The 11,892-nt window shown below is 53.5% G+C and carries 11 protein-coding genes and 1 pseudogene; 6 read left to right on the top strand and 6 right to left on the bottom strand.

The annotated features are described in order from the left end of the window. Positions 1–37: 37 nt before the first annotated feature. Complete coding sequence (gene queE, locus HV352_RS04680; protein WP_016154229.1) at positions 38–709, top strand: 7-carboxy-7-deazaguanine synthase QueE; 672 nt, start codon at positions 38–40, stop codon at positions 707–709. A 52-nt stretch (positions 710–761) separates the two neighbouring features. On the opposite strand, the gene HV352_RS04685 is transcribed toward queE, so the two are convergent. Both HV352_RS04685 and HV352_RS04690 read right to left on the bottom strand, forming a co-directional pair. After that, on the bottom strand, positions 762–2,240 hold the full coding sequence (locus HV352_RS04685; protein WP_181635232.1) for an FGGY-family carbohydrate kinase: 1,479 nt from the start codon (positions 2,238–2,240) through the stop codon (positions 762–764). 26 nt (positions 2,241–2,266) lie between these two features. Next, positions 2,267–3,565 (bottom strand): MFS transporter, encoded by a 1,299-nt coding sequence (locus HV352_RS04690; protein ID WP_103284164.1) that lies wholly within the window; start codon positions 3,563–3,565, stop codon positions 2,267–2,269. Between the two features lie 318 nt (positions 3,566–3,883). Between HV352_RS04690 and HV352_RS04695 the strand changes: the two genes are divergently transcribed. From HV352_RS04695 to HV352_RS04715, 5 genes and pseudogenes are all read left to right on the top strand, one after another. Beyond that, the gene (locus tag HV352_RS04695; RefSeq protein WP_016154226.1) at positions 3,884–4,669 is read left to right on the top strand and encodes an SDR family oxidoreductase; all 786 of its coding nucleotides are present in this window, start codon (positions 3,884–3,886) and stop codon (positions 4,667–4,669) included. Positions 4,670–4,728: 59 nt separating this feature from the next. Beyond that, entirely contained in the window at positions 4,729–6,183 is a 1,455-nt protein-coding gene (locus tag HV352_RS04700; protein ID WP_103847978.1) for an FAD-binding oxidoreductase, read from the top strand. Between the two features lie 45 nt (positions 6,184–6,228). Then, positions 6,229–7,587, top strand: a pseudogene (locus HV352_RS04705) (MFS transporter); the annotation flags it as partial. Beyond that, complete coding sequence (locus tag HV352_RS04710; RefSeq protein WP_181635234.1) at positions 7,565–8,347, top strand: electron transfer flavoprotein subunit beta/FixA family protein; 783 nt, start codon at positions 7,565–7,567, stop codon at positions 8,345–8,347. The pseudogene HV352_RS04705 and the gene HV352_RS04710, both read left to right, overlap by 23 nt. Further along, on the top strand, positions 8,344–9,198 hold the full coding sequence (locus HV352_RS04715) for an electron transfer flavoprotein subunit alpha/FixB family protein (RefSeq protein ID WP_181635235.1): 855 nt from the start codon (positions 8,344–8,346) through the stop codon (positions 9,196–9,198). Before HV352_RS04710 ends, HV352_RS04715 begins: the two co-directional genes overlap by 4 nt. A gap of 50 nt (positions 9,199–9,248) precedes the next feature. Here HV352_RS04715 and HV352_RS04720 read toward each other — a convergent pair whose 3' ends face one another. From HV352_RS04720 to queD, 4 genes are all read right to left on the bottom strand, one after another. Then, a complete protein-coding gene (locus HV352_RS04720; protein ID WP_049268515.1) occupies positions 9,249–9,824 on the bottom strand; it encodes a glycerol-3-phosphate responsive antiterminator in 576 nt (191 codons plus the stop codon). Positions 9,825–9,840: 16 nt separating this feature from the next. Beyond that, positions 9,841–10,101, bottom strand: a complete 261-nt coding sequence (locus HV352_RS04725; RefSeq protein WP_131379969.1) for a ferredoxin family protein — start codon at positions 10,099–10,101, stop codon at positions 9,841–9,843. Beyond that, entirely contained in the window at positions 10,092–11,363 is a 1,272-nt protein-coding gene (locus HV352_RS04730) for an FAD-dependent oxidoreductase (RefSeq protein ID WP_181635236.1), read from the bottom strand. The genes HV352_RS04725 and HV352_RS04730 overlap by 10 nt, the downstream gene beginning before the upstream one ends. 81 nt (positions 11,364–11,444) lie before the next feature. Then, positions 11,445–11,807 (bottom strand): 6-carboxytetrahydropterin synthase QueD, encoded by a 363-nt coding sequence (queD, locus tag HV352_RS04735; RefSeq protein ID WP_043017394.1) that lies wholly within the window; start codon positions 11,805–11,807, stop codon positions 11,445–11,447. Positions 11,808–11,892: the final 85 nt, after the last annotated feature.

Consider the following 11,892-nt stretch of genomic DNA (forward strand, 5'->3'; position numbering starts at 1 on the left):
TGCGATAATTATCGTTTATCCCCATATTGAGAGCGCTATGCAGTACCCGATTAACGAGATGTTCCAGACCCTGCAAGGTGAGGGTTACTTTACCGGCGTCCCCGCCATTTTTATTCGTTTACAGGGATGCCCGGTTGGCTGTGCCTGGTGCGATACCAAACACACCTGGGATAAGCTTGAGGATCGGGAAGTTTCCCTGTACAGCATCCTGGCTAAGACCAAAGAGAGCGATAAATGGGGCGCGGCGAGCAGCGAGGATCTGCTGGCGGTCATTGTGCGTCAGGGCTATACCGCCCGTCACGTGGTGATAACCGGTGGCGAGCCCTGCATTCATGACCTGATGCCGCTGACAGACCTGCTGGAAAAGAACGGCTTTAGCTGCCAGATTGAAACCAGCGGTACCCACGAAGTGCGCTGTACGCCGAATACCTGGGTGACCGTATCGCCGAAGGTGAATATGCGCGGCGGTTATGATGTGCTGTCGCAGGCGCTGGAGCGTGCGAATGAAATCAAACATCCGGTTGGTCGCGTTCGCGATATTGAAGCGCTGGATGAACTGCTGGCTACGTTGAGCGACGACAAACCGCGTATCATAGCCTTACAGCCAATCAGCCAGAAAGAAGATGCCACGCGTTTGTGTATTGATACCTGTATTGCGCGTAACTGGCGTCTGTCGATGCAGACCCATAAATATCTGAATATTGCCTGATGATAATGGGTTTATCGGCCTGCATTGAGTGCTACATGCAGGCCGGACAACCTTATGCGTTCGACCAGCTCTGAATCGAATTAACGTTATCCTGGCCGCCATGCAGTACTTCATACGACTTTTTCAGGATCACATCGGTGTGCTGGGTTAAATCGCGGAAAATCCCTTTGTTCAGCGCGTCATAGCGTCTGGCGTTGCTTTCTATTGGTGTGAATACATCTTTCACCCGCACCATTTTTTCTATCGCGGTCTCATAGTTCGGATAGAGACCAAGCCCTACCGCCGTGTTAATTGCCGCGCCCAGGCTGGCGCAACCGTTAATGGCATTCCGTCTTGCTGGAAGATTGAACACGTCGGCAAAAATTTGCATGAATAGATCGCTGTTTGAACCACCGCCCGTAATGATCACTTGTTTAGCGAAGTGATTCATTTCATTACACATATTGTCGTAATTGTTTTTCAGCGTCAGCGCAACGCTTTCCAGAATAGAGCGGTAAATCCATGCGTAGTCCATGCTGGAGTCAAAGCCAATCATGATCCCACGTTTGAACGGTTCCCACGGGTTGGTCAGCCAGTCCAGGACGGTCATCAGGCCATTGCAACCGGGTGGTACGCTGGCCGCTTTCTTGTTCAGCAAATCTTCCGGCGACAGATCCTGCGCTTTCGCATCCTGGATTAGTGATTCCCCCAACATGTCCCGCAGCCAACTGACCGTCCACATCCCTTTGCGAATGCCATAGCCTTCGTATAGCAACGTTTGCGGAATCGAAGACATAATTGGCCAATAAGCGACGGGATCTTTGGGCAGGGCTTTGCCGTTCATCATCAGGGCGATATAGGTGCCTAATGAGATAACCGCGGTTTCGTCGTCCAGCAATCCTGCGCCCAGGGCCTCTACCGGTTTGTCGCTGGTGGTGCAAACCACCGGTAATCCTGCCGGGAAGCTGGTCGCTTTCGCCGCTGCATCCGTCAGGTGCCCGAGCACGGTTCCCGGCATCTGCACCTCGAACAGCATCCTGCGCGGGATATTGAATTTCTTCACCACCTCCGGGTCGTCGCTCCATGTCCAGGTTTTGTAATCCACCGGCCACTGACCAAAGTAGTTGGCGATATTGTCTTTAAATTCACCGGTTAAGCGATGTGACAAATAACCTGAAAATGAGGTGACGTAAGCCACATCAGGATTGGCGTGCTCATAGGGGCGGGTGACGCGCGCGTCCTGCCAGCTGATCAATGGCGCAGCGGGCGTGCCGTCTGCTTTGAGCAATGCGCGACAGCAGCGAATGGAGCCCAGACCAATCCCGACAATGTCTTTTGGATCTCCCGCGAACTGGCTCATTAAGTCTTTGCCAGCAAAACACAATGAAGCCCATAAATCGTCTTCCGGATGCTCTGCCGTATCGGCGTCGGGAGTAAACATCGGTTGCAGGAGACCTTTTCCTTCACACACCACGTTACCTTCCAGATCGTACATCACAACCTTGGTACTTTGACTTCCGCCATCAATTCCAATGATGTATTTCTTTGACATTGTCATTCTCCTTTAATTTTCCATCTTCACTCGCCGGAGGTTTCTGCGGCCAGTGAGGTTATCTTTTCCGGTGCGGCGTTGTTGGTGCGAATTTTGCGAAACAATAAGAACGTGAAGAGGATGACCATGCACAGCGCCGCCAGTCCCATCAGCCACATATTGCGATAGGCTTGTGCCGCCGGGAGCGTATCCTGCCAGTGGCCGACAATCGGATAGACGAACACGTCGGGCAGAAAACCGATCACCGAGCAGATCCCTACGGTGGTTCCCATGATGTAAGAAGGGGTTCTGGCCTCGCCGGGACAGGCCCAGTAAAGCCCGCGCGAGGCGTAGCAGGTGAAGCCCAGCAGCAGAATCAGACCGATCCCCATAACCACGGACTGCGGATTTGAGTTCGTCACCAGCAGGGCAATCAGCGCAGCGGCGCCGACAATTGAAAGCAGTTGCACCACGCGCGTTGGCGACTTAATTTTGCTGTAGGTGGTGATGATGCCGCCCAGTGGCCCACAGATAGCCCGGAAGATCTTGTTGATGACGATCCCCATGTAGCTCGCCGCGACCAGCGACATGCCGTACATTTCAGTCAGATAGTTGGTGGAGTAGCTGAGAATGGCGTAGATCGTAAAGACGCCAAAAATAACCATGCTGCAATACCAGGTGGTGCTGATACGCAGCACGGCGATGATATCTTTGAGCTGAAACGCCTGCTTATCCTCTTTCGCACCGTGGCTGCGGCTGTTGCCATCGTTCACGAAGAACCAGCACAAAATTCCCAACAGGATGTAAACCACGCTATAAATCAGGATCACGGCCTTCAGGCTGTTGCTGTCATCCGGTGCGAAGCGAGAAAAGACCCACATGGTAAATACCGCCAGCGACATGACGCCGACACCGCGCAGGCCTTCCATCCAGCCCATGATTTTCCCTTGTTCACTGTGATCCCCCAGCAGCGAGGCGGCTTTAATTGATACCGACCACAGCATCAGGATTGTCGTGATGGCAAAGGCGACCTGAATACAGAGCATGACCCACAGCGGTGGATAGGTCATCATCAGCAGACCGAGCAAGCCGGTAATTATCATGGCTGAAGTGATCATTTTGCGATGGGAGAATTTATCGGCAATAACGCCGCTGGGCGCATACAGAATAATAGCGGCAACGCCAAAGGTACTCATTATTAATCCAATTTCGGTATTGCTAAATCCCATGAATTTTGCCATGGGAATTTGATAGATATAACGTAAATAGGCTAAATCAAAACTAACGCCACCGCTGAAACTAATAATGGCGAGTGTTATCCAACGGCGATATGAGGATTGTTGCATATCGGGCTCTCATTTTATGCAGACAAAAAAAAGAGAAAAGTAAACCGCCCTTTCAGGTGGATTACTTTTCTCAGGTCTCTAGTAATTGCGCTTAGAAATAACATGGAAGTGTGGGTTATAGTGTGAGAATAATCACGATTCTTGTTTTTAGTCATCAATACAAAATGAACAAAACATCTGTGATTTTGATCACGTTAGATATTTTCTCGTTATGCTAAAAATTCATTCCAGTTACCAGAGATAATGAGAAAGGTGACTTCCCTCTAGCGGGGGAAGTTGCCTTTCTTTTTTTTTGCCTAAAGGAATTTGGAGCCAGCTATGTCAATCGAATCTCTCAATGCATTCTCAATGAATTTTTTCTCCCTGAAAGGGAAAACGGCGATCGTAACGGGTGGCAACAGTGGTCTGGGTCAGGCTTTTGCGATGGCGCTGGCGAAAGCCGGGGCGAATCTGTTTATCCCAAGTTTTGTAAAAGATAACGGTGAAACGAAGGAAATCATTGAGAAACAGGGTGTTGAAGTTGAATTCATGCAGGTGGATATCACCGAGAAAGGTGCCCCGCAGAAGATTATTGCCGCCTGCTGCGAGCGTTTTGGCACCGTTGATATTCTGGTGAACAATGCCGGAATTTGTAAGCTGAATAAGGTACTGGACTTTGGTCGTGCGGACTGGGATCCGATGATTGACGTCAACCTGACGGCGGCGTTTGAACTGAGCTACGAAGCGGCAAAAATTATGATTCCGCAAAACAGCGGTAAAATTATAAATATCTGTTCTTTGTTCTCTTATCTTGGCGGACAGTGGTCTCCGGCTTATTCAGCGACAAAACATGCGCTTGCCGGTTTTACCAAGGCGTATTGCGATGAATTGGGGCAATATAATATTCAGGTTAACGGTATCGCACCGGGATATTATGCAACGGATATTACGCTGGCTACGCGCAGCAATCCGGAAACGAATCAGCGCGTATTGGATCATATCCCAGCTAATCGTTGGGGCGATACCCAGGATTTAATGGGGGCTGCGATATTCCTTGCCAGTCAGGCTTCTAATTATGTTAACGGTCATTTACTGGTCGTCGATGGCGGTTATTTAGTTCGCTAATATCTACCTATAGTTTCTGTATTATTAATTGTTCTGCTAATTATCAGGAAGGAATAGCTATGCCTTTATCTCGCGAAGCGATTGTTGACCAGTTAAAAGAAATTGTTGGGTCCGAACGCGTAATTACCGATGAAACGGTATTAAAGAAAAACAGTATTGACCGCTTTCGTAAATATGCCGACATTCACGGTATTTATACACTACCCATTCCGGCGGCAGTGGTAAAACTCGGTTCGACAGAGCAGGTTTCCCGCGTTCTGGCGTTTATGAATCAGCATAAAATCAATGGAGTTCCGCGTACCGGCGCATCCGCGACGGAAGGGGGGCTGGAAACGGTGGTTAAAGACTCCGTGGTGCTGGACGGGGCTGGGATGAACCAGATCCTGAGCATTGATATTGAAAATATGCAGGCGACCGCTCAATGCGGCGTTCCGCTTGAGATTCTGGAAAATGCATTGCGCGAAAAAGGATATACCACCGGGCATTCGCCGCAGTCTAAGCCGCTGGCGCAGATGGGCGGCCTGGTTGCAACCCGCAGCATCGGGCAGTTCTCCACTCTTTACGGTGCCATTGAAGATATGGTCGTGGGGCTGGAGGCGGTGCTGCCGGACGGCACGGTAACCCGCATCAAGAACGTGCCACGCCGGGCTGCCGGGCCGGACATTCGCCACATCATCATTGGGAACGAAGGCGCGCTGTGCTATATCACTGAAGTGACGGTGAAAATCTTCAAGTTCACGCCGGAAAATAACCTTTTTTACGGCTACATTCTGGACGATATGAATATCGGTTTCGACATCCTGCGTGAAGTGATGGTGGAAGGCTACCGTCCTTCGATTGCACGCCTGTATGACGCCGAGGATGGCACCCAGCACTTCACTCATTTTGCTGACGGGAAATGCGTGTTGATCTTCATGGCTGAGGGCAATCCGCGAATGGCGCAAGCCACTGGCGAGGGCATTGCGGAGATCGTCGCGCGTTATCCACAGTGTAAGCGTGTGGACAGCAAGCTGATTGAGAACTGGTTTAACCATCTGAACTGGGGCCCGGAAAAAGTGGCTGCTGAACGCGTGCAGATCCTGAAAACCGGCAATATGGGCTTTACGACGGAAGTTTCCGGCAGTTGGAGCTGCATCTATCAAATTTACGAAAACGTGATCCATCGTATCCGCACTGAGTTCCCACACGCGGATGACATCACCATGCTGGGCGGTCACTCTTCCCATAGTTATATCAACGGTACCAACATGTACTTTGTGTATGACTACAACGTGGTGGACTGCAAGCCGGAAGAGGAGATTGATAAGTACCACAACCCGCTTAACAAGATTATTTGCGAAGAGACGATCCGTCTTGGCGGCTCAATGGTGCATCACCACGGCATCGGCAAGCATCGTGTTCACTGGAGCAAGTTGGAACATGGCAGCGCGTGGCCGCTGCTGGAAGGTCTGAAACGTCAGTTTGATCCAAACGGCATTATGAACACGGGAACGATCTACCCGATTGAGAAATAAACATCAGTTGGCTTCCTGATCGGGAAGCCACAATTTTACCGGACAGGGGTAGAAATGAACACTTCACCGGTGCGAATGGACGATTTACCGCTTAACGGTTTTCACTGTCGTATTGCCGCCTTGACCTTTGGTGCTCACCTTACCGACGGCTATGTTCTTGGCGTTGTCGGCTATGCCATTATTCAGTTAACACCTGCCATGCAGCTCACACCGTTTATGGCCGGGATGATTGGCGGCTCGGCGCTGCTCGGGTTGTTTCTCGGTAGTCTGGTGTTGGGCTGGATTTCAGACCACATTGGTCGACAGAAGATCTTCACTTTCAGCTTTGTGCTGATCACTATCGCCTCTTTTTTACAGCTTTTCGCCACTTCGCCAGAGCAGCTCATTGTGTTACGTATTCTGATTGGGATTGGGCTGGGAGGCGATTATTCCGTAGGGCACACTCTGTTGGCCGAATTTTCTCCACGACGACATCGGGGAGTGTTACTGGGGGCGTTCAGCGTGGTATGGACCATCGGCTATGTGCTGGCAAGCCTGGCGGGACACTATTTTATTACCGAAAGCCCGGATGCCTGGCGCTGGCTGCTGGCGTCGGCGGCGCTGCCCGCACTATTGATTACCCTGCTTCGCTGGGGGACGCCGGAATCGCCTCGCTGGCTGCTGCGCCAGGGGCGCTTCGCGGAAGCCCATGCCATTGTTCACCGCTATCTTGGGCCGCACGTATTGCTCGGCGACGAGGTTTCTGCGGCGTCCGGGAAACATATCAAAACGCTCTTTTCCCCCCTCTACTGGCGGCGAACCGCGTTTAACAGCGTGTTTTTTGTTTGTCTGGTGATCCCGTGGTTTGTTATCTACACCTGGCTGCCTACCATTGCCGGGACCCTCGGCCTGGAGGATGCGCTCACCGCCAGCCTGCTGCTGAATGCGTTGTTAATCGTTGGCGCACTGCTGGGGCTGGTATTGACACATCTGCTGGCGCACCGCCGGTTTCTGCTTGGGAGTTTTTTTCTGTTGGCTGCCACGCTGGTGGTGATGGCTTTTCTGCCATCTGGTAGCTCGTTGACGCTGCTGCTTTTTGTCCTGTTCAGCACCACAATTTCTGCGGTCAGTAATCTGGTAGGGATCCTGCCTGCTGAAAGCTTCCCGACGGATATCCGCTCGCTGGGCGTGGGTTTTGCGACGTCGATGAGCAGACTTGGCGCGGCAATCAGCACCGGCCTGCTGCCCTGGACGCTGGCGCAATGGGGGATGCAGGTCACGTTGCTGCTGCTGGCTGGCGTGCTCCTCATTGGATTTGTGGTGACCTGGCTATGGGCACCGGAAACGAAGGCATTGCCGTTGGTGGCGGCCGGAAGCGTGGAGAAAAGACAGGGAGGAGCAAATGAACATTCTGTTCGCGTTTAAGGCCGAACCAGACTCCGGCATGTTGGCGGAAAAAGACTGGCTGGCGGCGACGGAAGATACCCGTGGCCCGGACACCGCGCTGCTGCGCTGTTCTCCTGGTGCCGATGAGCAGGCGGCTGCAGCATTACTGCTGGCGCAACGTCGTGAAGGTTGTGATATGACGTTAACCGCGCTAAGCATTAGCGATGAGCGTGCGATTCATTGGTTGCGCTATTTTGCCGCGCTGGGTTTTGATAAGCCGGTGTTGCTGGAAACGACGGCGGATCTGCGCTTTGCGCCGGAATTCATTGCCCGGCAAATAACTGACTGGCAGCGTCATCACGGCGCGGATTTGATTATCACTGGCTGTCAGAGTAGCGAAGGGCAGAACGGGCAAACGCCATTTTTGATGGCTGAAATGTTGGCCTGGCCCTGCTTTACCCAGGTGGAGCGTTTTACGCTGACGCCGCCTTTTGTTGTTGTCGAGCAACGAACGGCGACCGGGTTGCGCCGCTGCCGGGTGCCGCTTCCGGCTGTAATTGCCGTCAGGCAATGTGGTGAAGTGGCGCTTCCCGTCCCCGGAATGCGTCAGCGCCTGGCGGCGGCAAAAACGGAGATTGTGCGCCAGCCAGCCTCTCATGATGTCCCCCCGTATGTGCAATGTCAGAAGCTGGCGCGACCGGCGCAGCGGCGCAGCGCCACGATTATCGACGGCGCAACGGCGCAGGAAAAAGCGCGGATATTGTGGAATGATTATTTGCGCCAGAGGATGCAGCCATGAAGATCGTTGTGATTACGGAATCGGGTGAATGCGCTGCACTGGCAGGCTGGATTGCAGAAAACGCGCTTAATGCAGCAGAACTGGAACGCTGGACTCTAGACCCGATGCCGGACGTGGCGGAGCAGGTGCTGGACGCGCTGGCGGCGCAGTGGTTGCTGACGCCAGCCGACATCCTGATTTTTCCGGCGGGTGCGCTGGGGGATGAGCTTGCGACGCGGCTGGCCTGGCGTCTGCATGGCGGCAGCGTTTGCCAGGTGCAGACGCTGGATGCGCAACAGGGGCTGGTGACGAAATCCCACTGGGGGAATGCGCTGACGGCCCGGCTACAAATCACCGCGCGTCCCTTGTGCCTTTCACTGGCGCGACAACCGGAAACGAGCGCGTCGGGCAACGCGCTGCCAGCGATGGTGGAGCGCCGGATTGCCTCCACCACACCTCCGGGCTGGCTGGATAGCGTAGAAAGCATCGACCGTGTTACAGCTCATCCTTTGTTGCAGGCCGGGCGTGTGCTGGTGGTAGGGCAGGGAAGAAGTGACGCCGATGCCGAAAAAATTACCGCTCTTGGTAAGGAGTTTGGTGCCGAAGTGGGATACAGCCGTGCACGGGTGATGAACGGTGGTTTTGACGCTGAGCGCGTGATTGGCATCTCAGGTCATCTGCTTGCGCCGGATGTCTGCATTGTCGCGGGGGCATCCGGCGCGGCGGCGCTAATGGCCGGGGTTCGTCAGAGCCGGTTCGTCGTGGCGATAAACAGTGACGCCAGAGCGCCGGTCTTCTCACAGGCGGATGTCGGCATTGTGGATGACTGGCTGCCGGTGCTGGAGGCGTTGGCAGCCATCGCAGAAAATTAATCCAGGGGGAGGCCGGATCAGGTGTTTACACCGCTATCCGGCACCTCGGGTTAATGCAGCTTTTTCGCTAACGTCCAGACGTCGGTGTTGGTAGTTGAAAGCGCCGCCACACCGGCTTTCATCGCATTGCGGGCGTCCTCTTCATCGCAAACCAGACCACCGGCAATCAACGGCTGGCGTATTTTTTCCGTCACCCATCCCAGCACTTTCGGCATGCATCCCGGTAGTATCTCAATACAGTCCGGGTTTGACTGTGCGACCTGCTTATCAATGTTGTGAAAGGAGATGGAGTCGACGATAAACAGGCGATGAATACAGAAAAAGCCCTCTGCCCGCGCCGCTTTCAGCATCGACGCTTTGGTACTGATGATGCCGTCGGCCTCGGTGACCAGCTTCAGAAACTGGATCACCACCTCTTTATTAGACGCGCCCTCCAGCAGATCAACGTGGATAAATGCGTATTTACCGGCAGTTTTAATCTTCTTCACGATATGGCTGATGGTGCAGATATTGCCGTACAAAACAGAGATGAACTGGCATTCGGAATCGATGGCTAATTGCAGACTGGTGTTGTCTTTCACCGCGGCAATAACCGGATTCTGGCGAAGCAGGTGTAACAGGGGCATAAATTATCCTATTAAATTATCCAAATCGGTAAGTGATGCCAAAGCCGGACGCGGGGTAGCGCCACTGTTGCAGCGTTTTTTCATCACACAGCAGTCGACAGGTGCCGCACTCCAGGCAGCCGCGAAAGTTGACCCGTAGCTCACCTTCCGCCGTAAGAGAAAACAGTCCGGCGGGGCAGGATGCGATCAGCCGTTGTGCCGTTTCGCTGTCAATAACGGTCGCAGGAACAATATGTGAAATGTCGGCGGGACGCCAGACGTTACGGGCTACAGACATCGTAAGCTCCTGATGATATCGCCTGCCAGATGACGCAGGCCGTGACGACGAAACTGACGCCAGACAATCTGGCGCAGCGGGGCTACCGGGCGGTCGCCCTGATGCCAGATTTCATGGGAAATAGCCTCCATCAGCATGGGCCATTGACGATACCATCCGGGGCGCTGGAGCAACGCCGGAACATCCCGGTAACGTTGCAGAACGTCCCACAGCAGGCTGTGCTGGATGTCGTGGTGATAAGCCGGAAACAGATTTTGCGGCTCGCGTTTCCGGCAGGCGTTAATCAATGTTTGCGCCGCAGCCTGAGCACCAATGAGCGCCATATCCATGCCGCGAACGGACAAACCGGTATTCACACAGCTGCGCAGCGCATCACCCACCAGCAGCCAGCCGTCTCCGGCGTACTGTACGGGCAGGCTGTGCAGGCCGCCTTCTGGTACCAGATGTGCGCCATATTCCAGCGTTTCACTGCCCCTGAGGAGCGGATGTAACGCCGGATGCGTCTTGAGCCGCTCCAGCAGTTCAGCCGCCGGGACATCGCTCTGTGCCAAAGAGGAGAGCGGACAAACCACGCCCAGAGAGAGCGTATCTTGATTGGTATAGAGAAACGCGCCGCCGGGAAGCTCGCCACAAATATTGCCACTGAACAGCATTGCCGCGCCTTCGTCATTGGATAAGCGGAAACGTTCCTCAAGTAACGATTTATCCAGCGCCAAAGTCTCTTTAATGCCTAATGCCATTGCGGTTGTCGAGGGACGCGGCAGGAATCCGTAGCGCTCGGCCAGTACGCTGTTTGCCCCTTCCGCCAGTACCACATAACGGGCGCGCAGCGTCTCGTTATCGGCAATAACGCCGCAGACTCTGCCCTCTTCGATATGGAGCGCCTCGACCGTCACACCGCTGATAAACTGTACGCCTTCGGCCTCGGCCTGGGCGACAAACCACGGGTCGAAGCGGGCGCGCAGCAGGCTCCATGAGTCTCCATCCGGTTGCAGGCTGGAGTACGTCGTTGCGCCATCGCGAGTTAACAGCGAGAGATTTTCCTGGGTAATTCGGCGTTCAAGTGGGGCTGAATGTTGGAAGTGGGGAAGAAGTTCACCGAGCGCGTGAGTATACAGACGCCCGCCGGAAAGGTTTTTACTGCCGGGAAGCTCGCCGCGTTCAATAAGCAAAACTGACAGTCCTGCTCGCACGCAGCGTAAAGCACAAGCGGTGCCCGCTATCCCTGCACCGATAATAATAATATCGAAATCGTCAGACATGTTGTGCTCCAGATATCCAGAGCACATAACCCTAACAGAGTGTTAGTTAAGGAAAATTGACCGTTGCCACAGACGATACAATCATTCCCCGCGATACACGCAGCCTGCTGTGCAGGTCTCTTTCACCATTACGGCACTCAGCAGAGGGACAACCGGTTTAACCTGATCCCAAATCCATTTGGCCAGAACTTCACTGGTTGGGTTTTCTAAGCCGGGAATATCGTTCAGATAGTAGTGATCGAGTCTGTCGTAAGTTGGCTTAAACGCGGCTTTTAACTCAGAAAAATCCATGATCCAACCGGTATGCGGATCGACTTCACCGGTAATTTCAAGACGCACCATAAATGAGTGACCATGCAGGCGGCCACACTTATGCCCTTCCGGTACATGCGGCAGGCGGTGAGCGGCTTCGAAGGTGAAATCTTTAAACAAGGTGGTGGACATTTTTTACTCTCAAGAATGCGAAAAACCGCCGTAGGGTACCGTAAAGAGCGAATTTTATCATTAGTTAAAAGGGCGCTGAGTATCA

It is taken from the genome of Citrobacter sp. RHBSTW-01044 (assembly GCF_013781945.1).
Classification (GTDB): domain Bacteria; phylum Pseudomonadota; class Gammaproteobacteria; order Enterobacterales; family Enterobacteriaceae; genus Citrobacter; species Citrobacter braakii.

Bases quoted from the DNA above. Each gene is read 5' to 3' on its own strand.
- queE (WP_016154229.1), top strand. From the start codon at position 38: ATGCAGTACCCGATTAACGAGATGTTCCAGACCCTGCAAGGTGAGGGT.
- HV352_RS04685 (WP_181635232.1), bottom strand. From the start codon at position 2,240: ATGTCAAAGAAATACATCATTGGAATTGATGGCGGAAGTCAAAGTACC.
- HV352_RS04690 (WP_103284164.1), bottom strand. From the start codon at position 3,565: ATGCAACAATCCTCATATCGCCGTTGGATAACACTCGCCATTATTAGT.
- HV352_RS04695 (WP_016154226.1), top strand. From the start codon at position 3,884: ATGTCAATCGAATCTCTCAATGCATTCTCAATGAATTTTTTCTCCCTG.
- HV352_RS04700 (WP_103847978.1), top strand. From the start codon at position 4,729: ATGCCTTTATCTCGCGAAGCGATTGTTGACCAGTTAAAAGAAATTGTT.
- HV352_RS04710 (WP_181635234.1), top strand. From the start codon at position 7,565: ATGAACATTCTGTTCGCGTTTAAGGCCGAACCAGACTCCGGCATGTTG.
- HV352_RS04715 (WP_181635235.1), top strand. From the start codon at position 8,344: ATGAAGATCGTTGTGATTACGGAATCGGGTGAATGCGCTGCACTGGCA.
- HV352_RS04720 (WP_049268515.1), bottom strand. From the start codon at position 9,824: ATGCCCCTGTTACACCTGCTTCGCCAGAATCCGGTTATTGCCGCGGTG.
- HV352_RS04725 (WP_131379969.1), bottom strand. From the start codon at position 10,101: ATGTCTGTAGCCCGTAACGTCTGGCGTCCCGCCGACATTTCACATATT.
- HV352_RS04730 (WP_181635236.1), bottom strand. From the start codon at position 11,363: ATGTCTGACGATTTCGATATTATTATTATCGGTGCAGGGATAGCGGGC.
- queD (WP_043017394.1), bottom strand. From the start codon at position 11,807: ATGTCCACCACCTTGTTTAAAGATTTCACCTTCGAAGCCGCTCACCGC.